The sequence below is a fragment of the Tenacibaculum piscium genome (assembly GCF_021390715.1).
In the GTDB taxonomy this organism is placed as follows: Bacteria; Bacteroidota; Bacteroidia; order Flavobacteriales; family Flavobacteriaceae; genus Polaribacter; species Polaribacter piscius.
Map to the genome: position 1 here is coordinate 34,860 of NZ_JAJGWT010000012.1, position 25,187 is coordinate 60,046.

The 25,187-nt window shown below is 29.0% G+C and carries 22 protein-coding genes; 9 read left to right on the forward strand and 13 right to left on the reverse strand.

Annotation, left to right across the window (positions count from 1 at the left end; all coding sequences use genetic code 11):
* Positions 1 to 9 precede the first annotated feature (9 nt).
* Genes L0U77_RS10850 through L0U77_RS10865 form a run of 4 tightly spaced genes read right to left on the reverse strand, consistent with a single transcriptional unit; the run spans position 10 to position 4,544 of the window.
* Positions 10 to 1,197 (reverse strand): glycosyltransferase family 4 protein, encoded by a 1,188-nt coding sequence (locus L0U77_RS10850; RefSeq protein ID WP_233897464.1) that lies wholly within the window; start codon positions 1,195 to 1,197, stop codon positions 10 to 12.
* A gap of 4 nt (positions 1,198 to 1,201) precedes the next feature.
* Positions 1,202 to 1,723: a class I SAM-dependent methyltransferase gene (locus tag L0U77_RS10855; RefSeq protein ID WP_233897463.1), complete on the reverse strand. Its 522-nt coding sequence runs from the start codon at positions 1,721 to 1,723 to the stop codon at positions 1,202 to 1,204.
* A gap of 28 nt (positions 1,724 to 1,751) precedes the next feature.
* Positions 1,752 to 4,172, reverse strand: a complete 2,421-nt coding sequence (locus L0U77_RS10860; RefSeq protein WP_233897462.1) for a YfhO family protein — start codon at positions 4,170 to 4,172, stop codon at positions 1,752 to 1,754.
* A gap of 42 nt (positions 4,173 to 4,214) precedes the next feature.
* Positions 4,215 to 4,544 carry a DUF4834 family protein gene (locus L0U77_RS10865; RefSeq protein WP_233901177.1) on the reverse strand — a complete coding sequence of 110 codons (330 nt, stop codon included), beginning with the start codon at positions 4,542 to 4,544 and terminating at the stop codon, positions 4,215 to 4,217.
* 145 nt (positions 4,545 to 4,689) lie between these two features.
* Between L0U77_RS10865 and L0U77_RS10870 the strand changes: the two genes are divergently transcribed.
* From L0U77_RS10870 to L0U77_RS10890, 5 genes are all read left to right on the forward strand, one after another.
* Complete coding sequence (locus L0U77_RS10870) at positions 4,690 to 6,081, forward strand: transporter (protein ID WP_233901178.1); 1,392 nt, start codon at positions 4,690 to 4,692, stop codon at positions 6,079 to 6,081.
* Between the two features lie 22 nt (positions 6,082 to 6,103).
* Positions 6,104 to 7,222: a GTP cyclohydrolase gene (locus tag L0U77_RS10875; protein WP_233897459.1), complete on the forward strand. Its 1,119-nt coding sequence runs from the start codon at positions 6,104 to 6,106 to the stop codon at positions 7,220 to 7,222.
* Positions 7,222 to 7,935, forward strand: coding sequence for a 16S rRNA (uracil(1498)-N(3))-methyltransferase (locus L0U77_RS10880; protein ID WP_233897458.1), 714 nt, complete (start codon positions 7,222 to 7,224; stop codon positions 7,933 to 7,935). Before L0U77_RS10875 ends, L0U77_RS10880 begins: the two co-directional genes overlap by 1 nt.
* 27 nt (positions 7,936 to 7,962) lie before the next feature.
* On the forward strand, positions 7,963 to 9,216 hold the full coding sequence (locus L0U77_RS10885; RefSeq protein WP_233897457.1) for a helix-turn-helix domain-containing protein: 1,254 nt from the start codon (positions 7,963 to 7,965) through the stop codon (positions 9,214 to 9,216).
* 250 nt (positions 9,217 to 9,466) lie between these two features.
* A complete protein-coding gene (locus L0U77_RS10890) occupies positions 9,467 to 10,117 on the forward strand; it encodes a DUF4159 domain-containing protein (RefSeq protein ID WP_233897456.1) in 651 nt (216 codons plus the stop codon).
* A gap of 44 nt (positions 10,118 to 10,161) precedes the next feature.
* On the opposite strand, the gene L0U77_RS10895 is transcribed toward L0U77_RS10890, so the two are convergent.
* The 3 genes from L0U77_RS10895 to L0U77_RS10905 form a co-directional block, all read right to left on the reverse strand.
* A complete protein-coding gene (locus L0U77_RS10895; protein WP_233897455.1) occupies positions 10,162 to 13,110 on the reverse strand; it encodes a serine hydrolase domain-containing protein in 2,949 nt (982 codons plus the stop codon).
* A gap of 112 nt (positions 13,111 to 13,222) precedes the next feature.
* Positions 13,223 to 13,708: an ABC transporter ATPase gene (locus L0U77_RS10900; RefSeq protein ID WP_233901179.1), complete on the reverse strand. Its 486-nt coding sequence runs from the start codon at positions 13,706 to 13,708 to the stop codon at positions 13,223 to 13,225.
* 54 nt (positions 13,709 to 13,762) lie between these two features.
* Positions 13,763 to 14,590 carry a 3'-5' exonuclease gene (locus tag L0U77_RS10905; RefSeq protein WP_233883456.1) on the reverse strand — a complete coding sequence of 276 codons (828 nt, stop codon included), beginning with the start codon at positions 14,588 to 14,590 and terminating at the stop codon, positions 13,763 to 13,765.
* A gap of 151 nt (positions 14,591 to 14,741) precedes the next feature.
* Here L0U77_RS10905 and L0U77_RS10910 point away from each other — a divergent pair, with 151 nt between their 5' ends.
* Positions 14,742 to 15,464 (forward strand): AAA family ATPase, encoded by a 723-nt coding sequence (locus tag L0U77_RS10910; protein ID WP_233901180.1) that lies wholly within the window; start codon positions 14,742 to 14,744, stop codon positions 15,462 to 15,464.
* Between the two features lie 15 nt (positions 15,465 to 15,479).
* On the opposite strand, the gene L0U77_RS10915 is transcribed toward L0U77_RS10910, so the two are convergent.
* Both L0U77_RS10915 and L0U77_RS10920 read right to left on the reverse strand, forming a co-directional pair.
* Positions 15,480 to 15,854 carry a hypothetical protein gene (locus L0U77_RS10915; protein ID WP_233883459.1) on the reverse strand — a complete coding sequence of 125 codons (375 nt, stop codon included), beginning with the start codon at positions 15,852 to 15,854 and terminating at the stop codon, positions 15,480 to 15,482.
* A 13-nt stretch (positions 15,855 to 15,867) separates the two neighbouring features.
* Positions 15,868 to 16,176: a hypothetical protein gene (locus L0U77_RS10920; RefSeq protein ID WP_101916552.1), complete on the reverse strand. Its 309-nt coding sequence runs from the start codon at positions 16,174 to 16,176 to the stop codon at positions 15,868 to 15,870.
* A gap of 116 nt (positions 16,177 to 16,292) precedes the next feature.
* Between L0U77_RS10920 and L0U77_RS10925 the strand changes: the two genes are divergently transcribed.
* Complete coding sequence (locus L0U77_RS10925) at positions 16,293 to 16,757, forward strand: DUF7738 domain-containing protein (protein WP_233900459.1); 465 nt, start codon at positions 16,293 to 16,295, stop codon at positions 16,755 to 16,757.
* Between the two features lie 32 nt (positions 16,758 to 16,789).
* On the opposite strand, the gene L0U77_RS10930 is transcribed toward L0U77_RS10925, so the two are convergent.
* From L0U77_RS10930 to L0U77_RS10940, 3 genes are all read right to left on the reverse strand, one after another.
* Complete coding sequence (locus tag L0U77_RS10930) at positions 16,790 to 17,320, reverse strand: hypothetical protein (RefSeq protein WP_233901181.1); 531 nt, start codon at positions 17,318 to 17,320, stop codon at positions 16,790 to 16,792.
* A gap of 135 nt (positions 17,321 to 17,455) precedes the next feature.
* The gene (locus tag L0U77_RS10935) at positions 17,456 to 17,632 is read right to left on the reverse strand and encodes a hypothetical protein (RefSeq protein WP_193699777.1); all 177 of its coding nucleotides are present in this window, start codon (positions 17,630 to 17,632) and stop codon (positions 17,456 to 17,458) included.
* A 46-nt stretch (positions 17,633 to 17,678) separates the two neighbouring features.
* A complete protein-coding gene (locus L0U77_RS10940) occupies positions 17,679 to 21,974 on the reverse strand; it encodes a T9SS type A sorting domain-containing protein (RefSeq protein ID WP_233901182.1) in 4,296 nt (1,431 codons plus the stop codon).
* Positions 21,975 to 22,194: 220 nt separating this feature from the next.
* Here L0U77_RS10940 and L0U77_RS10945 point away from each other — a divergent pair, with 220 nt between their 5' ends.
* Together L0U77_RS10945 and L0U77_RS10950 are read left to right on the forward strand one after the other, a co-directional pair.
* Complete coding sequence (locus L0U77_RS10945; protein WP_233901183.1) at positions 22,195 to 22,431, forward strand: hypothetical protein; 237 nt, start codon at positions 22,195 to 22,197, stop codon at positions 22,429 to 22,431.
* A 169-nt stretch (positions 22,432 to 22,600) separates the two neighbouring features.
* A complete protein-coding gene (locus L0U77_RS10950; protein ID WP_233901184.1) occupies positions 22,601 to 24,328 on the forward strand; it encodes a hybrid sensor histidine kinase/response regulator transcription factor in 1,728 nt (575 codons plus the stop codon).
* A gap of 20 nt (positions 24,329 to 24,348) precedes the next feature.
* On the opposite strand, the gene L0U77_RS10955 is transcribed toward L0U77_RS10950, so the two are convergent.
* A complete protein-coding gene (locus L0U77_RS10955) occupies positions 24,349 to 25,143 on the reverse strand; it encodes an NAD-dependent epimerase/dehydratase family protein (RefSeq protein ID WP_233901185.1) in 795 nt (264 codons plus the stop codon).
* Positions 25,144 to 25,187: the final 44 nt, after the last annotated feature.

A 25,187-nucleotide genomic window follows, 5' to 3' on the forward strand; every position in this document is an offset into this window, starting at 1 on the left:
TAAACAGACTCATAAATTAGCATATAAATTAATTAATTCTTCTGATGTTTTATCCCAAGTAAAAGAGTTATTTACAAACTCTTTTCCATTAATTGCTAACGTTTTTCTTAAAGAAGTATTATTGTACAATTCTAAAATTTTTGCTGTAAAATCGGCTATATTTTCGGCTTCATGTACCAAGCCAGAATTTACACGTTTTACTAAATTTTCTTGAGCTGTTGCATTGCTAACCAACAAAGGTATTCCTAAACTCATATATTGAAACAATTTATTTGCGTAGGTTGTATCGTGATGAATATTTCTATGTAAAGGCGATAAACAAACATCGCTATCAATAATATATTGTTGAAAAGTACTTTCGTTTTGCCATCCTTCAAAAACAACTACCTTATTTAACGCTAACTTATTTACAATATTTTCAAGTTCTGAACTTACTTTTCCAACAATTATAAATCGTATATTTTTAATACTTTTTTGTAATTCTGGTAAACTTTCTATAACTGTTTTCAAACCTCTTCTTTCGCCCGTATCCCCGATATATAATAGATTGAAATTTGTATCTTTTTTAGCTGATGTTTCAATATTTTGATAAAAAGATTTTCGAACCGTATTAGGAACAACCGCTATATTTTCAGCTTTTATTTGAGTTCTGGTTAACACCTCTTTTTTAGCTTCTTCGGTTACAACAATCAGTTTTGATGCTTTATTTATTAATTCAACCTCTTTACGTTGCCATTTTTTTACTGATATTAAAATATTAGCAGGAAACTTTTTTAAATGCGGATAAAACTTCATTATCTGCGGACGATTTTCGTGCAAATCTAACACTACAGGAAGTTGCTTTTTATTCGCTAAAAAGACAGCTTCGGCAACTACTATATCGTGTACATGAATTACATCGATTTTATAAAGCTCTAAAAAATCAGCAATTTTATTTTTCATCAAATAAGAATAAAACGGAATTGTATAGGCTAAAGCCGATAATTTGTATTCTATTTTATTTGATGAATATCTGACTACTTCAATGCCACTTATAAACTCATTTTTTTTTTGATTTCCGTAAGTTAAGCAAAACAAAAACACTTGATGTCCTTGTTTTAATAACTCAATTGCTTCGTTTTCAACTCTAGGATCAGGGGGAAATGTTTTATCTAAAATCATTCCTATCCTCTTGCCTATTTTGATGTCTTTTTTCATATTTTTACGACTCTTTTTCTGCGTACACAGCGTAATATCTAGGCGTAAATTTTCTTAAAAAAGGTCTAATTCCTATTTGATTTATAGGGCTTGTCCATTTATTAGTATCTAAAATTTTCCAACCCGATTTTTCTAATAACCAATCATATTGCCAATCTTCAAACTCGTGATAATGTCTGTCCCACATATCATCTTTACTTCTGTATGCATCAACAAACCACAATTTTAAAGGTACAGTTGTTACAATTTTCGTAGTTTCAATAGCTCTTAAAACATTAAAAGGTGCTATTAAATGTTCAAAAATTTCAAAAGCCGTTACAACATCAACTTTATAATTTTTAACAATTTCTGGCAACAAATCTAAATCATCGCCTTCGGTGTTATAAACCGTATAACCATTTTCTTCCATTATTTCAGAAAAAGGATTCCGAACACCTAAATCTAAAATAACTGCGGGTGCAGGCACATTTTTCTTTAAAAATTCTAGCGTATGATGATATCTTTTTTTAGGAAGTTTTTTGTACATTTTTAATATTTAAACAACAATTTTAAGTTTAGTTTTTAGTTTTTTTCTTTCGGATAAAAAACCAACCCATCGGAATCAATAATAATAAAGCGTATGAAAATAACGTAATTTTATTTCCTGTTTGTATTATTTTCGGCTCGTATTTAAAGATAATTTCATGGTTTCCTTTTGGTATTTCCATACCTCGAAGTACATAATTAACTTGATAATGTTCAGTTTTAACGCCATCTAAATAAGCATTCCAACCATCTTTATAATAAATTTCTGAAAACACCGCAAACTGATTTTCTTGTGTATCAGTTTTATAAACCAACGTTGTAACATCATTTTTAATTAATGAAATTGTAGCTGTTGAATCTTTTTTAAATAGATTATTATAATCCATATATCCTTGTGGACTTCTTTTTAATTCTCGTCCATTAATTACAGCTGATGTTTTAGTATTTAAACTATCTAAAGCAACTATTTCTTCATCTGCCGATGTAACAATTTTTAAACTATTTACAAACCATGCATTTCCATTTGCGTCAGTATTTTCTTGTAATTTATCATCGCCAACAATAAAGTATTTTGCATTTAACATATTTAATACTTCGATATTATTTTTAGAAATTTGATAATCAAATAATTCTTGATATCGCTTCATTTTAGCAGCATGATATCCTCCTATCGAATTATGAAAATACGATGTTCTTCCATCTTGCATAGGATTTACGCTAAAATTTGCTACACGATAATGGCTCGTATCTTTTAAAATTTCTTTATCAGTTTGGGTTGCTGTAAATGGTTTTAAAACTTTTCTTGCCGATGTAAAATCTTCTTTATTTACGTATTTAATATCAACAGAAACTAAATCAAAAATAATTAAAGCTCCTAAAATTAGTATAACAGGTACTTGTTTTAATTTTCCTTTCAGATAAAACCACAACAATACAGCTGAAGCTAAAATCAATAAAAAAGAACGAACACTGTCATTAAATAACATGGCTTTTCTATCAGCAATTAAGGCATCAATTAAAGTTGGTAATTCTTGATATTGCGCATCTCTTAATCCTTCAAAAGCAAATAAACTAGATCCGAAAAGTGCAAATAATAAAGTAATTCCTCCTAAAACATAAAAAGCATTTTTTAAAGCATTTTCTTTTTCTTCGGATGTCACTTTTGATGAAAACAAATCACGTAAAGCAATAATACCTAATAAAGGAACGCATAATTCTGCAATTACTTGAATCGATGAAACTGCTCTAAACTTATTATACAATGGCACATAATCAATAAAAAAATTAGTGATTCCTGCAAAATTTTTCCCCCAACTTAATACTATTGAAAAAATAGTTGCCGATACTAACCAATATTTTAAACGTCCTTTTACCAAGAAAACACCTAAAAAGAACAAGAAAAATAAAATTGCTCCAATATATGCGGGAGCTTCTACAATTGGTTGTGTTCCCCAATAGGTTAAAACTTGTTTTGAATATTCTTTAGCAACATTTCTACCTGCATTTTTTTCTAAAGTTTGATAAAAATTAGAATCTGAATTCAATTCTTCAACAGTTCCACCGCCCATAAAACGAGGAATTATCAAATTAAAAGTTTCAGCAATTCCGTAACTATATTCTGTGATATACGATTTATCTAATCCCGTTGATTTTTCTTTTGAAGAACCATCTGGATTAATCGTTAATGCCGATTTTCCACGCGTACTAAAATCGCTGTATTGTTTCATCGATAATAATCGAGTCGAATTTACGCCCAAACCAATCGCCATCGCTACAATTAAAATAACGGCTTGTTTTGCAAATACCGATAAATTTTTGGTTTTAAATGCTTCAATAAATTCAACAATTGCCAAAATTAATAAGCAAAAACCTAAATAATAGGTCATTTGTGGATGATTTGTGTACACTTCTAACGCCATCGCCAAAGAAGTTAAGACAAATCCTAACAAATATTTTTTTCTAAAGATGTATAAAACACCTGCAATTACCATCGGCATATAACCGATTGCATGGGCTTTTGCATTGTGTCCCGCACCAAAAATAATAATTAAATACGTAGAAAAACCAAAGGATAAACTTCCTAAAATGGCTAATTTCCAATCTACTTTTAAAGCCGTTAATAAGATAAAAAATCCGAAGAAATATAAAAACAAATAATCGGCCGGGCGTGGTAAAAAACGAATTACTTTATCAATATAACGCACAAAATCGTTCGGATAATACGCACTAACCTGATATGCAGGCATTCCGCTAAACGCATTTCCTAGCCAATATGGTTCTTCATTTTTTTCAATTCGATACTCTTTTACCTGTTTAGACATTCCTATAAACTGCGTAATATCGCCTTGTTTGAGCTGTTTTCCGCTTAAAACAGGATTGAAATACAACAACGATATAATCGCAAAAACAACCAATGTTATTGCATAGGGAATCAATTTTTTATAATTCATAAGATATGAATGCTTATTTTTTTGTCGTGTTATTTTAGTGTTTTACGAATCTATTTCTTCGAAATCAACATATTCACCCACCGAATCATTACTTTTTCTGATGTTTTTTGAGGAATTTTCTGGCTTTTTATCAACCACCGTTTTTCCTATTTCAACATCGTTTTGTTGTTGATTATATGATCGGTTTTGCTGATTTTGTTGCTGATTGTTAAACTGTTGTTTCGCTTTTTTCTGAACTTTATCAACCGCCTTTTTAAGGAGATAAGGTCCAAATAATTTCATTAGAAATTTACCCGTATAATAAATTAGTACTAGTATTAATATTGTTCTTAAAAAATTCATAGGTCCAGCTTCATTTAAATGTATCATCATAAATTTTAATAAAAAATTAATCAAAAATAACAATTTGAACTAAAAGGAAGCGTTAAGACTTTACAAAACTTATATTTAATTGTAAATTGTATTTTATGTATGTTTGTAGTAATTGTATAATTTTTGTATAAATTGATTTTATAACATGATAAAAAAACTCCTTTTACTTTTTGTTTTTTGTACTTCCATAGCTGTAAACGCTCAATATACAACGGTTATAAACTCAAATCGCCCAGGATTTTCGCAAAGCCCATACAGTGTTGGTTTAGGCGTATATCAATTTGAATCTAGCATTTTTTTAAAAAAAACAAATCCAATTCCACTTTTTAGTAATCCTGAAGCCTTAGGACTAAATTTATTATTTAGAACCAGTTTTTTTACCGAAAAATTAGAATTAAATGTAAATACCTCCTTCCAAAGAGATAAAATTGCATTTAAAAATATTTTTGAATCCTCTTATAATCAAATAGGATTAAGCAAATTGACGCTAGGAGCTAAATATTTAGTATACGCTCCAAAATACGAAAATAAAAAAGAAGAAATTAGAAGCTGGAGAAAAAGATACGCCTTCGATTTTAAAAGATGGATTCCACATGTTGGAATCTATGCAGGAGCTAATTTTGGAAGTGTTTTAAACGGCTATCATCAACAAGAAAGTATTAGTCCGAAGGCTGGAATTTTACTTCAAAATGAATTTTCAGACCAATTATACGTAATCACCAATTTATATTACGATAATATTGGTACTGATTTTTCAGAATACTCCTACATTGTTACCGCTACCCGAAATTTTAACGATTATTGGTCGGGATTTGCAGAAATCCAAGGAGTTTTTAATCCAAAGAAAAATAAAACAAATGTAGGAATTGGTGCCGCCTATCTATTTAGCGAAAACTTACAATTTAATGCTTCAGTTAGAGGGATTTTAGAACAGAAAGAACTAGGATTATACACCGCTATTGGAGCATCCTATCGAATAAATAAACACAAAGATAAATTTATTGAAGTTGATGAATTTGGTAATAAAATTGAAGAACAAGAAGATATAAAATATGATGAAAATAAAGGATTCTTCGGACGTTTTATCGCCAAAATTAAAGGACTCTTTAAAAAGAAAGATACTCTAAAAGTAATCGTAAAAGATGGTGAAAATGAAGAAGAAATAACCATCGAAAAACCAAGAAGAGAACGTTCAAAATCATTAATTGATGTAATTACCAAAGAGGACAAAAAAGCAAAGAAAAAAACTAGTAAAGCACAACGAAAAGCTGATAAAAAAGCCAAAAAGAAAGCTAAAAAAGAAAGCAAAAACAAAGAAAAAGAACGCCTGAAACAAGAAAAAGAATTCATAAAAGCTCAAGAAAAACAAGCCAAAGAAAAGGAAAAAGAACGCCTGAAACTTGAAAAAGAAATCAAAGACTTAGAAGAAGATTTACTTAAAGAAGAAGAAGAAAATCAGAAACAAGAACAAGAAGATAAGCAAGACGAAAAGCAAGAAGAGAAACAAGAAGACGCAAAAAAATCAGAAGAGAAATAATTAAAAATACTACCTTTGTTTCATGATTGAAATTAAAGAAATATTTTCTAAAAAGGAAATGAAACAATTTGTAAAGTTTCCTTTTTCTCTTTATAAAGATAACAAAAACTGGGTGCCGCCTATTATTAATGATGAAGTTGATATCTTTGACAAAGATAAAAATCCCGTTTTTGAATACGCTAAAGCACATTTTTTTATCGCTTTGATAAATAATAAAATTGTCGGACGTGTCGTTGCTATTATCAATACGTATGAAATTGAAAAACAAGGCATCAAAAAAATACGCTTCGGTTGGTTTGATGCTATTGATAATCTAAAAGTTACCCAAGCATTACTTGAAAAAGTAAAAGAAATTGGACGAAAACACAATTTAAAATTTATTGAAGGTCCTGTTGGATTTAATAATTTAGATAAAACAGGCGTATTAGTCGAAGGTTTTGACCATATCGGAACCATGATTACTTGGTATAATCATCCGTATTATGCCAAACATTTTGAACAATTAGGCTTCCTAAAAGAAAAAGAATATCTAGAAAGTAAATTCCTTTTTAAAAATGTAGATGACGTAAAATATGGAAAAGCAAGTCGCTTAATTCAAAGACGTTACGGCTTAAAACCACTCGATTTTACTTCTACAAAAAAAATAATGCCTTATGTTGATGAAATGTTTGAATTGTTTAGTAAATCTTATTCGAAATTATCAACGTATGTGCCTATTTCCGACGCACAAATTCAACATTTTAAAGAGAAATACATCAGTTTTATCAATCCTGAATATATAAAATTCGTAGTCGATAAAAATGATAAATTAGTCGCCTTTGCTATTGTAATGCCCTCTTTTTCAAAAGCATTACAAAAAGCAAATGGAAAACTTTTTCCCTTCGGAATTTTTCACCTACTCAATGCTCGTAAAAATTCTAAAGATGTTACTTTTTACCTAATAGGTGTTGCTCCTGAATATCAAAATAAAGGCGTTATTGCTATTATTTTTAAACAATATTGTGAAACTTTTGCTAAAAAAGGCATCATAAATTGTATCAGAACGCCTGAATTAGAAGATAATACCGCAATCCATCAAATTTGGAAAGACTTTGATCCGACAACGCACAAAAGAAGAAGAACCTATAAACTTGATTTATAATGCAGTTATTTTTTAATCCTGATATTACCACAGCAACCAAACAAATTACTTTTGATAAAGAAGAAAGTAGACATATTGTACGCGTTTTAAGAAAAAAAGAAGGCGATATTTTACACATAACAAACGGCGCTGGTTTTTTATTTTCGGTATCAATAACAATTGCTAATGATAAAAGATGTCTTACAACTGTTGTTAACTATCAGGAAAAACCAAATAATCGTAATTATTATCTGCACGTTGCCATTGCACCAACCAAAAATAATGATCGATTGGAATGGTTTTTAGAAAAAGCAACTGAAATCGGAATTGATGAAATTACGCCGATTATTTGTGATAATTCTGAAAGAAAAATAATTAAAATTGAACGATTGAATAAAATTGTACAATCAGCAATGAAACAATCCTTACAGTTTACCTTGCCAAAACTGAATAATCCTATAAAATTATCAGAATTTTTAAAACAAGATTTTACTTCAGAACAACTATTTATTGCACATTGTGAAGAAAATATTGAAAAAAAATTATTAAAAAATAGTACCGATAAAAATGCGAACTATACAATTTTAATCGGTCCTGAAGGTGATTTCTCATCAAAAGAGATAGAAAAATGTTTAAACCTTAATTTTCAACCTATTTCTTTAGGACAAAATCGATTACGTACCGAAACTGCTGGTTTAAATGTAGTGCAGACTATTGGTTTTATGCATCAGTAACTGTATATTTGAACCCAAAATTTCCTAGTGAATACGAAAGATATATTCGATTTATTCTTAATTGTTAGTGCTTTACATGGTTTTGCGTTTAATATCATTCTTCTTTGTTCTAAGAACGGAAGAGAAAAAAGCATGCTTTATTTAAATTTATTAATTTTTGTTATTTCTTTAAATAATATTCAATCATGGGGATTAGAACGAAATTTATTACAACATAAATTTACCTTAAATTATCTGCAAATTCCTTGGCACTTTTTAGCGATGCCCTTTTTATATATGTTTTTAATTCATTATTTAAAAATCGCTAAAAAATCGTACAATTTATTAAAAATAATACTTCCCATGTTTTTAGTAATTGTAATTACACAAGTTATTTTTATGTATAATTACAATGTTGATGATGCTCCTGAAAAATTAAATCGCATATACGAACAATATAGTTCTTTCGAAGAAGGAATCAGCCTATTGGTTTCTTTAATTATTTTTTCATATTCCTTTTTTGTCCTTAATAGAAAAGAAAAAATTAGGTCTAAAATACTTACTTTTGATAGTCTAAAATGGCTACATACTTTTTTTAAACTAACCGCTGTCGGTTATGTATTATGGTTATTTGCCCTTGGTATCAAAATTAAATTAAACTTTACAAGCTTTATTTTCTCCTATTATCCACTTAGAGTTTACACAACATTACTTATTTACTGGGTCGGTTATCAGGGATTAAGACAATTAAGAATTTCTAAAGAACGTAAACAAATTAGAAAATCATTATTAATAAACTTAAAGTTAGAAGAATTAAAAAAATCAGAATTAAAGGAGACATTAAAAGAAATACCTCTAATTCTCCCCATTTCTACTGTAAATCATCAACCAATAACCACCAGCGCACCTGCTGAAACGGTTGCTTCAAATACTGAAAAAAATTCTTTAGCCAAACAAAAAGAACAATTCTTAGAAATTGATACTTTTATTAATAATCATAAAAAATTCTTATTAGCTAAATATACCTTACAAAATTTATCAAAAGATATTAAATTGAGTTCAAGTACACTTTCATTGATTATCAATAATGTGGCGAACAAATCTTTTACCGATTATATTAATGAAAAGAAAGTTGCACAAGCAAAAATATTTTTACTTGATGCTAATTATTCAAATTATACAATTACCTCAATTGGTTTAGAATCTGGTTTTAATTCAAAATCGACTTTTTTTACTGTTTTCAAAAAACTATCAGGATATACTCCTGTTCAATTTAAAAAGGAACAACTTTTAAAAAAATAGTTAAATTTTTAGCTAAAAATGGTTCGAAATCACCCAATCTGGATGATTTAACACTCTTTTTGTATTTATTCTAGTAAATTTGTATCAGAAACTTTGAAAGGGTTTTTTACAATTTTAAAAAAGTTATTAAGTTTTCTTAATAATGAAAAAGAGGAGTGTTATATTTTAAAAACATCAATAGTGATACTATTGATGTTTTTTTTTATTCTTTTTATAGCTTACATTTAGAAACTATAAACGTATATTCTACATGAAAAACACAAAAAACATCTTACTTTTTTTATTTTTTATACATTGCATTAGTATTTTTGGACAACAAGTAGCCGTTTTAAAATATAAAGGAGGCGGTGATTGGTACGCAAACCCAACAGCTTTACCTAACTTAATTAGATTTTGCAATTCGAATAGCAATACTGCTATTGATTCAAAAATTGAGACTGCAACACTTGAAGATGATACAATCCAAAATTATCCAATTATTTTTATTACAGGACACGGAAATATATTTTTTTCTGAACAAGAAGCTATCAATCTTAAAAATTATTTAATTGCTGGAGGATTTTTACATATTTCTGATAATTATGGTTTAAATCCATATATCCGAAAGGCAATGAAAAAAGTGTTTCCTTCCCTCGATTTTAAAGAAATACCGAATAAACATCCTATTTATCATCAAAATTTTTCTTTTGATAATGGACTCCCTAAAATTCATGAACATGATGCAAAACCAGCACAAGGATTTGGACTTTTTCACAAGGGACGTTTGGTTGTTTTTTACGATTATCAAAGTGATTTAAGTAATGGTTGGGAAGATGAAGTAATTCATCATGATCCTGAAGAAATACGATTAAAAGCATTAAAAATGGGAGCAAATATTATAACATACGCTTTTACGCATTAATAATTTTGCAATTATTTTAAATATTCTTAAATATTCTTAAATATTTAGTCTTGCATCAAAATAGCATTCTGAATATCTTCTTGAATTTTTGTTCGGATATTACTTTTAATAAGTCCTCTATTTCTCATCGTTGGATACACTCTATTTGATAGAAAAACATACACAATATCAGTGGCAGGATCTACCCAAGTATAAGTCCCTGTAAAACCACTATGTCCAAAACTGGTATCGGAAACACAGCCACAAGTTGCCTTGATTTTAGGGTTTAATTGTGGTTTATCGAACCCTAAACCTCTACGTACTTTTCTATCTTGATAATAGCGTTTATTAAACTTATCAATCGTTTCAGAGGCTAAATATTTTTTATCGCCATAATTTCCACCTTGCAAATATAATTGCATAATTTTCCCCACATCATTGGCATTTGAAAATAAGCCTGCATGTCCTCCAACACCTCCAATCATGGCGGCTCCCATGTCATGCACATAGCCGTGGACTAATTGATTTCGGTAATACGTATCTCTTTCGGTAGGTACAATTTCAGATTTAGAAAATTTTTCGAGTGGTAAATATGTAGTTCTATCAGCTCCTAATCCACTGTAAAAAAAATCATCTACTAAAATATTTAAAGGTTCTTTATACTTTAATTCGATAATTTCTTTAAACATATAATAACCTAAATCGCTATATTTATAGCCTCTTTTTTTACGTTGTTTGGCATCTACAATCTGTTTATAAATCGAATCTTTATAACTATTTTTCATATAAAGATGATTCGCTATTTTGATATTAAAATCTTTTGAGCGTTTATTTCGATAATATTTAGTATCATTTCTACCTGTTTTTTCATCTTTCGTACGTAAGTAGAAAGGAATCCAAGAACGCAAACGTCCATAATGCGATAGTATTTCTTTTAATAAAATAGTATCTTTATTTGAATCTTTATATCTAGGTAAAATATCGCCTAAACTAGCGTATAAACTTATTTTTTTTTCTTCCTCGGCTTTCATTATCATCGGCAGAGAAGCTAAAATTTTGGTTAGAGAAGCTAAATCATAAATATCTGATTTCTTAACAGCTTTTTTTTTTGAAAAAGTATGAAATCCGAAGCTTTTATGATAGATTACTTTTCCATTTTTAGCGACAAAAATTTGTCCTCCAGGTGCCATTTTTTTCATCAAAATAGTATCAATTCTTTTATCTATTATGGCTAATTTTTCTGATGATACGCCTGCTTCTTCAGGAATTGTATATTGAAAAACATTCATTCCTTTTATAAAAATACCTGTTCCTTCTTTTATATTTTGATGAATTGAAACGGGTAGTTTTCCTTTTAAATCGAAGGCTCCGAACAATCCTTGTGCCGATAATTCTTGCGATAAAACACTATTTTGATATGAAACAACGACACTTTCTATATTTTCAAAAGAGTTAACCTTCAATAAACTATACGGATTTGCAAATACGTTTAAAATAACCTTATTATTTTTACTGATTTCTTGCAACCAAGTAACTTCTTTATGTGAAAATTGATATCCTTTCCACGGATTTTTATTCGATTTATGGAACCCAACAATTACTAAATTATATTGTTGAAGTTTTTGCAATAATAGGCTTAAATTATCTGCTGAAACAACATCTACTTTCGTGTAATTTTTCAACATATTCACAAATGGTTTTCCGCTATCATCACCTAAAGATACGTAAGCTATTTTTTTATTTTTCAGATTTCTGATAGGTAAAATAGTATCGTTATTTTTCACAACGGTGATGGCATTTTTTATTAATTTCCGATGTAATACTTCATCATAAGGCGAATTAATATCCGAAATTATATTTTGAGTTTCAATAGGTTTATACGTATCAAGCCCTACTAAATACTTTGCTTTTAATATTTTTTCTACGGAATGATTTAAGCGATTTTCGGTAATTTTTCCTGTTAATACAGCATCTTTTAGTAAACGAATTGTTTCTGGAATATCTTGAGGAATTAATAACAGATCGTTACCTGCTAAAATTGCGGCAACATTGATAGCTGCTGGCGATGAATAATTTGCAGCTCCTTTCATATTTAAGCCATCGGTAATTATTAAGCCTTTAAATCCTAATTTTTCTTGTAATAAATCAGTTACAACATTTTTTGATAATGATGAAGGTAATTTCACATTCGGTTCTAATGCTGGAATGCTTAAATGTGCCGTCATAACGCTGGCTACACCTTTTTCAAACATTTTTTTAAACGGATATAATTCAATAGAATCTAAGCGTTGTTCATCAAAATGAATAGTAGGCAATGTTAGGTGCGAATCGGTAGCGGTATCACCATGACCTGGAAAATGTTTTGCATTTGCCAATACACCAACGCTTTGCATTCCTTTGGTAAAAGCGATGGCTTTTCGGGTTACATTTTCTTTATTTTCACCAAAAGAACGGTTTCCAATAATCGGATTTTTCGGATTTGTATTAATATCGACCACTGGAGCAAAATTAATATGAATCCCTACTCTTTTACAGTGTTCACCAATTCTTTTCCCTGTTTCTATGAGTAATTTATCATCTTGAATTGCTCCCAAAGTCATGTTCCAAGGAAAACGATACGTATTTTTTAAACGCATATCCAATCCCCATTCTCCGTCAAAACCAATTAATAACGGCACTTTTGAAACTGCCTGATATTTGTTATTCAACGCAACTTGTTTGTCTGGAGTACCTTGCATAAAAATTAAATTACCAACATGATACTTTTTTATCATATTGGTAATAAAATTTTGATGTTTTTCACCCTTATTAGAATAGGCTTGTATCATAAATAACTGTCCTATTTTTTCATCAATAGACATGGAATTTAAAATAGCATCTACCCATTTTTGTTGACTCTCAACATCTTTTACAGATAATGGATCGTTAAGTATTGGCGTTTTTGAAATACCTGTTTGCTGTGCTTGTATAAACTGAATACAAGTAAAAACAAGTATTGTAAGTATCTTTTTCATAATCTTTCTGCGTACTTTTTACACTTTTTTACACTTTTTACAAAATTTTATAAATTTTATATTTTTGTAAAACCTGTGCTTTCTTATTTTTTGTGAATTTTAAGTATTTATCTTATACTAAAAATCGTTGATGCCAACTTTTATCGGCAGTAACTTCCCAATTGGTTTCAAAATCTTTTTTAGTTGCCACCATATTATTGAAAACAACTGTTTCTGCGGTAACTTTTGCTGCTTTTGCTAATTCTTGAAATGTTGGTAATTTAACAACTTTAATGCTGTCTTTCTTTTTAAAAGATACATTCATTTTATTCATTAAATCGATTCTTAATTCGTCTTCTAATTCTTTGATAAAACGAACTGAAGCATCAATAGCACAACCAGAAACAGCATTAAAGCTTTCATCAACACCGAGCACAAAAAACTGATTGTATTTTAAGGTAAATGATCCTTTTAAATCTTCGCCATGACGTGTCCAACTATCAATAAAAAGAATCGCTTTTGCACAAATATATTCTACTTCTTCGATGCTAAATGCTCTATCGGCTTGGTATACCCAAACTCTTGAATCTTCTGGTAAATTACTGTATTCTGTAAACATTTTTTATTTTTTTTATATAAACTTCCTATTTAGAAAGTATTATTTTTTAGGATATTATCTTAAATTAAATTTTTGCTGTAAGGCTTGTAATTTTTCAGTATCGCTCATTTTCTTTTTTGGCACAACCATTCTTTTTTTGATGTCACGCAATACTTTTTTGGTATAAAGTGGGAAATCAGCATTTTGAATCCAAGCATTATATCCTGGATTTTCTTTAAAAACTTCCACAACGGTACGTCCTTTATATTTACCGAATGAAAAAATTTCTTCATCGTTATCATTCATCAAAATAAAACCTGCAAAATCGGCACGTTTTCCATGACTTGAATAATCACTTAAAGCCGATACCGTATTTTCGATATCATTATATTTATCTAATTGTGCTAATAAAATTTCGTAGGTTGCATTTGTATCCGCCTCTGCTCCGTGTGCTCCTACGAGTTCTTTTCCGCAATAAAATTGATATCCAGCACTTAAAGTTCGCTGTTCTTTTTTATGATAAATTACTTGAACATCAATCGCTTTTCTATTTGTCATATCAAAATCGATGCCAGCTCTCATTAATTCTTCGGCTAATACAGGAATATCGAATCTATTAGAGTTGAATCCTGCTAAATCAGCATCAGCAATCATTTCATTAATGGTTGGCGCTAACTGTTTAAAGGTAGGTTCATTGGCTATTTTTTCATTGGTAATTCCATGGATTTCTGACGATGCTAAAGGAATTTCCATTTCAGGATTTACTAACCATGTTTTACTTTCTTTAGTTCCGTTTGGAAATACTTTTAAAATAGCAATTTCTACGACTCTATCCTTTGCAATATTGATTCCTGTGGTTTCTAAATCAAAAAATATAATTGGTTTTGTTAAGTTTAATTCCATTTTTTAAGGCAATGTTTTTAAATATTCAAATAACGTATATTGCTATTTTCCTTCGGGATAAAAATACAAAAATATCCTATTTTAGGACTGTTTTTCTTTAGAATCCTTAAAATTAAAAATCAAGAGATTATCTTTACAAAAAAGTAATAAAATGGCGTATCAAAAAACAACGTTAAAAACTAAAAATGACGTTTTATCCTTGGAAGAACTTCATTTAACCAAGAAAACAAGAAGTAAGATTGATCAATTAATAGAAGAGTTTAGTTATATTGATGCACTTCAAAAGTTTAATATTCCTGTTGATAATAAAATCATATTACACGGACATACAGGATGTGGAAAAACAGCTACGGCGAATGCTATCGGAAAGGCATTAGATAAAAAAGTCATTACGTTAAATTTAGGCGGATTTGTATCTTCTAAATTAGGAGAAACGGCAAAAAACATTGCTGATGTTTTCAAAAATGCCTCTTACGAAAATGCTATTTTATTTATTGATGAATTTGATTTCATTGGTAAAACTCGCGATTACGACACCAAAGATTCGGGAGAAATGAAGCGTTTGGTTAATACGTTAATTCAACAAATTGATAATTTATCGGACAGCGCAATGTTGCTTGGAGCGACCAATCATATTGATATTATTGACACTGCTTTATTGCGTCGTTTTCAAATTCGATTGCACTATAAACTTCCTTCAAAACAGAAATTAAACGCGTATTATGATAGTATTTTAGCTAATTTCCCTTCGAATATTAACACTGTAAAACGTCGTTACAATATTTCGTATGCTGAAGTTAAAGATGTTATTTATCAGCAAATAAAAAGAAATATTATTCGTTTAGAAAAAGAAAAAAAGAAGCTTCAAATTTAAAAAAGCACGTGTTTTTTAATTATTTTTTTTCTGATTATTTTCGTCTATTTTTTGAAGCATAAAAAACAAAAATCCACTTAAAAAATACAATAACACATCTACGCTATCTGCTGTATATCGTGGATGTGTTTTGGGTAAAAAATATTCAAAAATAACGGCATATAAACCACTACAATACAGTATAATCCAAAGAGGAAGTTGATATTTTTTATCATTTTTACTCCAACGTAAAACATATAAACTAATCATTAAAACGATAGGAATTATTAAAAAATCATTGACATAAAAATTAATAATTTCGGGTAATTTAACGGCTTTTTTTTGAGCAATATAAATACTACTTCCAAGAATTGCAGAAAATATTACATATATTTCAAGTAGATTTTTCATGTTTTTTTCATAATTATCCTGCGGCGAGCATTGCGATTGCCCAAGCCAAGCCTGCTCCTATTAAACTGACGACTAAAAAAGCGGCATATAAAATCCAGCCTGCAACTCTGTATAAAAAGAATGGATGTTTTTTTAAACGTGTTGCTAAATTCGGATTTTCCAATGCTTTTTTTGCTTCTTTAACCTGATTGGCAACAAATTCCTCTTCTTTTAAAGCTCTCTTTTTTTGATAAGAAATTAAAGTATTACAATTTTCACAATACTCTTTATTTGTATTAAATACGCCACAATTAGGGCATTTAATGTTTCTTGTAATACTCATTTTTCAACTATTTTTAAATGATTTTGAATGATTTTATATCTGAAGAATAAATTTAATTAAAAGTTAAAATTTATTCTTTAAATTCGCAAATTACTTAACTAAACAACTTTATTAGCTTGATAAAAACTTCTAAGTTACTTGATTTCTTTAAAAAGAAAAAAGCTGAAAAAATAATCATTAAATGTGATATTGATTTTATTACCATAAACGAAACACTCCTTGTTTTTCCTACCAATTATACGACTTTAGTACACATTTTAGGCAAGCCTGATAGAGAAATAAAAAAGACAAATTACTATATGTTTTGGGATGTTCATGGCATTTATTGTAGCTATACAAATAGCCAGTATATTTTATCTATAAACGCCTATCAATATACGAATAATAACATCAAAAATAACAGTATCTATGCTACTAAAAAATTATTTAGCGGTGAATTATATTTAAATGATGAACGTATTACTTATAGTGAATTTGGTAAAATTTCGTTAGGAAAGGTTGCCATTCATCGATTAGGAAAAGAAACTGATTTTAGGTTGGGTTTTAATGTCGGTATTAATAAAATTTATGCTAAAAAATAATTTTAAGTCTTTTTTTAACGCTTCTTTTAAATCTATTTTAATTCTTGTTTTAGCTCTTGAATTGTTTTATTAGTTGTACTTAATTTATCGATGATAATTTCTCTTAAAATATCGATATCTTGCTCAAAATAAGTTGCCCATTTATATTCTTTAAATAGGATTTGAATTTGTTTTAAACGTTGATGTGCAAATTCAGAAGTCATTAAAAAACAATTATTTGTTTCTTCTTTTTTTAAACGTTGAATTTTAGCTTGTTTTTCAGGATAATCTACTTCTAGATAAAAAACTTTATCGGTATTATTTAGCGGATAAAAATCATTCCAATTGGCAAAACCGACATAATAATCTTGGCTTTTATAGTGTTCAATTCCTTGAATTTTCCAGCGACAATTAGCGACTCTTCCCCAATGATTTGAATATCGAAATACGCCTTTATCAGTATAAAAATACAAACTTCCCGATTTACTTTGATAATGAGCCGATTTTCCTTCAAAAAAAGTGATTTCTTTCGATTCGAACTCACAATAGGTGTATCTGAAAAAATTAAATTTATGATATTTCATTTATCAAAAATACACAAAGTCATTTAATTTTAAGAACCTATAAAGTGAAAATAAAAACGAGTTGTCAAAATGACAACTCGTTTTAGTAATAGCAATTCTCCCTTCAAACAAACTAAAAATAAAAACTATTATTTTTTAAAACCCTGAACCTGGATTTTCAGGAGCATTTACAGGGCTTTGAGCTTGTGCTTTTTGCGGATTCAAAATTAAATACGTTCCTAAAGCCGTTAATGCGGTGTATTTTCCGTATTTACCGATTTTTTTCAAGGCTTCTTTACGGTCTATGTTTGACTCCTTATTAATTTCTTTCATCTTTTTTTATTTTTAAAATTTCAACTATTTTGGATTAATTTTAATTTTATTGAATACTAATTTTTTTACTAATTTGAGTTGCTCCAGATTGCACTTTTACAATATAAATTCCTGATGCTAAACTTGGTAACGAAACTATTTTTGTTGTACTTTTTATTTCTTCTCTGAATACTTGTTTTCCAATCATATTGTATAAAATAACCGTTGATTTTTCTTCTAAACCACTTATAACAAGTGAATTATTAGCTTTATAAACACTCAATTTTGATTTTAAAACAATCGTATCAGGATTTAAGTTTGATGAAGTTTTCGTGTGTACATAAAAACGTCCTGAACCTCCAAAAACTGTCGCTTTATATTCGCCACCGTTGCTTAATTCCGTTACTTTATTCGTTTCTTTATCTTCTAAATAAACGTTTAAATTTTCTGGTAAATTCATCGCTTTTGCTGAAAAAACAACTTCCCTAGCTTCCGAAGTTTTAATTCCTACTGGAATTATTGTTCCTGAAATTTTTTCTTTATTTACACATTGTAACATAAAATCGGTATCGTTATAAGTTCCGTCTGCTAATTTAGTGTAAACACCCACTTTTGATTGTCCACCATCAAAATATCCTGCATCGTAACCAACATCTAAACCATCATTTGTGTTTGATAAATATTTAATTTGAGTAGTTTTACTAGTATTTCCTTTTGATTTTTCATCAGAAATTGTTAAGGCTACCGACGTTTGAACTGCTTGCCTTGAACTTGATGATTGTTGATGTAATAACATCGCGGGCGTAAAATTAACAACACCATTTGTCGTTGCCATTTGCACAAAAAATCCTTGTCCTGGTTTTAATCGACTTGGTGAACTTGTATTATTTACAACATCATAATTTTTTGTGGTATCATTCCAAAAATACAATGCAGCATTCGTACTTTTTAAATTTGATGAATTTTCAGATAAAATACTATTTGCTCCACTATTAGCATTAAGATATGCCGTGTATGGATTCGAAATCATTTCAAATGTATTATTTGCGTTTCCTGTTGCGATATATTGAACATTATCAGTAGTTATTGTTCCTGTAAAATCAACTGTTCCTGCCGTAGTTTTTTTGATGGCATACGCTTTTGCAGTATCAAAATTTCCCCACGATAACGTATTTTTATAATATGTCCAAGGAGCAGCATTTGCATTTTCATAAATTCCTAATCCTTTATGATTCGGGTTTACCGTTCCGCTTACCAATGAACTATTTGTTACAAAAGATGCAACATCTTGCCCAACAACTGGCGAACCTACTAAGTTCCATTTGTCAGAAACATAACTTTTATAGGTTGCTTTTCCTGTTACAGAATTGGTAACTTTTAAACTTCCATAATTATTTACATCAGATTCAATGATTAAATTATCATTTGTAATAATATTTTCAGCCGTTAAATTTGCCGATGGCGAAATTGTTAAACTTGCTGAATTTTCAATAGTAATATCTTTTGCACTTACACTATTTGAAATTACAGGATAATTTGTTACACCATTAAAAACAAACGCATTTAACGTATTTGTTGGAACGCCATTATTCCAGTTACTTGCTGTATTCCAAGAAGTATCAGTTGCTCCTGTCCAAGCAGTAGAAGTTATTGCTCCTGATAAAAACTCATACGCTCCTAAATCGATAACGCCGTTATAAACACGGTCATTTCCTGATAAATCTTTTGTTAAATTGCTTGGTAATTTACTATTTGAACCCGAATTTAAAGCACTTAAAGAAGTTGCTTGTAATTTAAAATCAGCATCTAAATTAGGATTTGTATTATTTGTATTTACCGTTCCTGTTAGGTTTGAAAAATTATCTTCATCAATTGAATTAGAAATTAAACTTCCTGCGATACTAACATAAGAATTATGTGGTTTATTTCCTATTGCTTTTGCGGTTGCTCCATTACTTTTATTTCCCCAAAAAATATTATTAGCAACTACGCCATTTAAAACTCCAGGATTTCTTCTTGATACTATTAAACTAGCATACTCTCCTCCTCCAGTACCATTATTCATACTATTTACAAAAGTATTGTTAACAATAACAACACTTATTGTTCCTTGAGTCATTGACTCTATATAACCATTACTACTTCCAATAGCTTTTTTTGTAAGATAATCTACTGTTTTATTGCTATCAAATAATGAGTTTGTTATTGATAAATTAATAGTATTTGCTGTATTAATATAAGGAGAAACATGTAACGCTGAAGCTGATTGTGCTAAATTATTTTTAAAAACACATTTATCAATTGTATAAACAGCATCTGTAATTATTTCTTGATACGCATCATATTTTAACATAAGCCCAGCAGCAGATGGTGCTACGTTATTTTCAATAATAGTATTTCTCATCGTAAAGGCTCTTATTTTAAAAGCTTTAAAAATTCCAGCACCATAAGTATTATCTCCAGATGCAGCTACGAAATCTCCCTGACCATCAGAAATAATTAAACCATCTAACATGGTATTTTCTTTTGATACTTCAACAACATGATAACTGTTTTCCGTTCTATTTGCTGCTGCAAAAGAAAGACCAGTATCATCATTGTTTAAATCTCCTGATAAAATGGTCGCATTATCCGTATGAATTTTGGTCATATCTCTTTGTGATAATTGCGTTTCAGTTCCTGTAAAACCTCCGTAAACTTTTAACTTATCTTTATTGATATAAAAAGAAGTGTTTCTATTAGAGGCGTGAGGTGTATATGTTCCTTTTGCAATCCAAATTTCATCTCCATAAGCTCCTGCAGCATTTATTGCTCCTTGAATCGTAGAAAAAGCATTTGCCCAAGAACTACCATCGTTATTTCCGCCAGTTACATTTTTATTTACGTAAAAAGTTGTTGGGATAAATGAAAAATTTGCCGTAATATTAGTATCCGAATTAATTGTTATATTTAATGGATTTGTAGTTCCCGTAGCATCGCCACTCCAACCTGTAAATTGATGATTTGCTGATGCTGGATTTGGGGTTAATGCAACAGCTGTAGCATAAGTATACGTACTATCTGCTGATATAGGATTGATCGTTATACTACCATCACCAACAACATTTGTTGTTAATTTTGGAAAACAAGTATCACTATAAAAAGCCGTAGCATCTTTTAACCAAGATGCCGTTGGCGTAAAACCAGCATCAGGATTGATACAAACTAAATTAGCATTTGTTGTTGTATTTAATATTGTTAAATTAGTATTATTAGTATTCGCAACATTAAGTGTTATCACATTATTACTACTAATATTAAATGATGTTAATGCTTTATTTTCACTTATATCTATATTTCCTGTAATTTGATTTGCACTACAATCAACAGTTGTTAAAGCGATGTTTCTACTTAAATCTAAACTTGTTAATTGATTATTTGAACAATTTAAAACTGTTACTTTCCTGAAAGCTTCAATTCCTGTTAAATCAGCAATATTTTTACCATTTACATTAATTGTTCCTATATAACTTGCTGCTTCTGAAACTTGTATTTCTCCATCAAAATTAGTATCTACTAAATTTATTAATTCATTTTTAAAATTAGCATCAGGAATAGTTACTGTAGGATTGTATAAAGTACTAACCTCAGCTTGTGTTAAAATTCCATTGTAAACAGAAATATCATCCACAATATCTTCATAATTTCTACCAATATTTAAAGAAGAAGCCGTGTTAAACCCATAGCCATAAGGTGGTTGAGTTCCTCCAATATAAAAACTTTGTGTGTGTGCTTGTTGTGTTTCATGAACACCGTCTATATAAAAATCATATAAATAAGTTAATGTTCTGTAGTTAGATGCAATACTAGGTACATGTACTTCTAAATTCACAACAATATGATGCCAATTCCCATCATCAATAGTTCTTGTTGATGCTTTTGAAATAGCTACCGTAGTTTTTGATTTTCCTGTTGCTTTATGATACCCTGAAATATGTGCTCCTATTTTACCATCTCTTAAAAAAACCATAGCAGTTCCATTATTTACGATATGTCTAGAAGTATTATCATTCGTACTTGTTTTCATCCAAAAACTAAATGATTTTTTTCTTGCTCCTCCAACAGGTGTCGCTGTTAATTGAGAATACGAAGTAGTAGGATAGTTACTAAATTGCACGGCATCATTTGGAACTCCGTGCCTATCTGGAACTAAAGTTACTGTTGATTGTGCTCCTTGCACTAAATCAACTCCGTTTTTAGTATCTGTTAAAGTTCCATTTACAAACTCATACGAACGCTCAAGATTGTTCTGAACAGGGTTCGTAATTTGTGAAAAAGTAATATTACTTATAAAGAGTAATACTAAAAATAGTTTTGTTTTCATAGTTAAATAATTTAAATTCTTACAACAAAACTACTTTAATTGTTGTTTTCAGCAGTCTCATAAAAAATTTATACATATCAAAATCAAGTAATTAAACTTCTATTTGTGTCAAAACCTTTTAATAGTGTCATCTTACAGAAATAGCAACTTTTTTTAATATTTTTAAGTTGCTATCTTTTATATTTGATTAAATATTTAAATAGCATTTTAATTTATTTTTATGAAATTATATACTAGTTTAGTAAATATTGGTGTTGAAAAAGTTAGTTCTGTCAAAGAAAAAAAGCGGGTACGCGTTCTTAATTTAGCTAGTTATATTTCTTCTATTGATGCTATTTTCTTTTTATTTTTTGATTATTTAACTAATTCTTTAAATACAGAAAAAACAATTACGTTACTTTTTGAGATAACAATTTATATCGCTATTGTTTTTTTTTCAACACAAAGGATACTCTAAAATATCCAGAATCATTTTTACATTAAGTGTTTTTTCAGTACTCTTTTATCATTGTAATTATGCTTTTATAGGGTATTATGGCGAATATCAATATATTGTAATTCCATTGTTTACACTTTTCTTTTTTGATAATAAGTACATTCATTATGGATCCTTAATTCTATCTGTAATGGCTTTTTACCTGCCTAATCTTTATTGGAAGTTATATCCTGATCAATATTTTGGTTATCTAAATGCGTTGGTATTATTTTTGGGAGTTTTTCTGATTGTTCAATTTTTCAAAAAATTAAATAACAAAAACGAACGATTACTTGAAATTGAAAAAAATAAGGTTTTAGAAGATAAAGTTTTATTAGAAGAGCAACAAATAGCATTAAAAGAATTAGAGCAATTTAAATCTCATTTTTTTGTAAATCTTTCACACGAAATACGCACGCCTTTAACGCTTATAAAAGGCTATGCTTCTCACATTGTTTTTAAAAATGATGATACCGAGAATAAGCAAATGATGGAAAAAATACAACATCAAACACAATATATTCAGAATATTGTAGATAACATTTTAGATTTAAGTAAACTAGAAGAAAATAAATTAGTTTTAAATACAAAATTTGTTTCGGTATCACTTTTGATAACTAAATTATATACCGATTATCAGGTTTTGTTTCAAAAGAAAGATATTTCATTTGAAATTTCTCAAGAAATACCCCAAATAAGCATCCAAATAGATGAAGAATTATTTACCAGTTCAGTAAATAATTTACTACATAATGCTTTGAAGTTTACTCCAAAAAACGGAAACGTTCGCATTAATATTATTTATGATAAAAATTTATCTATTGAAATTATAGATACTGGAATTGGTATTCCTACGGAAGATATCGCTAAAATTTTCACTCGATTTTATCAATCTAAAAATCATATTACAAAAAGTCAAGGAAGTGGTATTGGCTTATCATTTACAAAAAATCTGCTAGAAGCACACGGGTTTTTATTAGATGTAACAAGTATTCCTGAAAAAGAAACTATTTTTAAAATAACGATTCCAACTATTTTTATTCAAGAAAGTGTACCAAATGACGATATATTGCTCATCGAACATAATAAAAACAATGAAAATTTCAAACATAATAATAATAATAATAATAATAGCTCTTTAAAAGTTAGTCCAAAAAGCAAAAAATCTATTTTAATTGTGGAAGACAATGAAGATATGCGCGATTATTTAAAGTTAGTTTTAAAAAAACACACTATAACCGAAGCCACCAACGGACAAGAAGCTTTAGAAATTTTAAAAACCGCCACTTTTAACACAATTATTACCGATTATATGATGCCTGTAATGGACGGTTTGGAATTTGTAAAAGCAGTAAAAAAACGAGGTTTAAAAACGCCCATAATAGTTATAACTGCTAGAAAAGATGACACAGGAAAATTAAATATGCTCCGTTTAGGTATTGATGATTATATAACAAAACCTTTTCTAGAGGAACAATTACGTATTACCATAACACGTTCTATCGCTTTATATGACCAAATTAATGTACTTGAAGCTAAAATAGCTCCAGAAGACAAAATGTTTTTAGAAGATAATTCACTTATTTTTGATAAACAGTTAAAAAACTATATTTGGGATAATATTGAAAATAAGAATTTTGGTGTCGATGATTTGGCTAGCTTAATGAATTTATCAAGAAGTAGTGTTTTTCGAAAAACAAAGCTTATTTTGGGGCAAACTCCCAATGAAGTAATTAACGAAGCACGACTTCAAAAAGCACGGGTTCTTTTAGATGAAAATCCAAGTATCCGTAAAAAAGAACTAGCCGATGCAGTGGGTGTTTACAATGCCACTTATTTTTATAAAAAACTAGAAGAACGCTTTTTTATAGAAAATTAAGCACTGATTTATAATACTTTTTAGGCTAACAAATCATCGTAAATAAACGTATATTTTAAATGATTTTGTACTTTTTTAGAGTTGATAATTTTATATTTTAATGGTAAGGAATCATCAAAAATTGGTGATTCTTTTTGCATTGTTTTTCGTGCATTTATATAATATTCTTCACGTGTAGGATGATGATTTGAACAGGCATTAAAAGTTTCATTCCAAGCATTTTGAACAATTATTTCGGTTATAATATTGATACAATCTTGTTGATGAATCATATTTACAAACCCTTTTGGATACGGAATTTTCTTATTTTGAAACCAATTTCCTGCTTGTCGTTCTTGCCCGAATAATCCTGCAAAACGGAGTATTGTGGTATCAAAATGATTGTTTTCTTTAAAAGAATTTTCAATTTCGACTAAAGGAGAATTTAGTGTTTGTTCTTTTTCGTCCATCGATTTATTTAAACTCGGATACACAGAAGTTGAACTAATAAAAATCACTTTTTGAATGCTTGATTTTTCAATTTGTTGGATAAAATTTTGAAATCCTGCCACATTTTTTGAAGTAATTGCGACAATAAGTATTTCAGAAGTCAAAAATTTCTGAATATTTTCATCAGAATTATTATTAAATTCTTCTTTAAGATTATTATCTAAATTATCAATATCAATTAAAAAAGGCGAAATTCCTGTATCTTTTAAAATTGGGAGTTTATCCAACGAGGTTGTTGAACCTTTCACAATAAACCCTTTATTTATCAAAGATAATGCTAAAGGTTTTCCAAGCCAACCACACCCTAAAATACTTGTGTTTTTCATTTTAATACTATTAATTCCGAAATATATTTTTTCATCATGCAAAT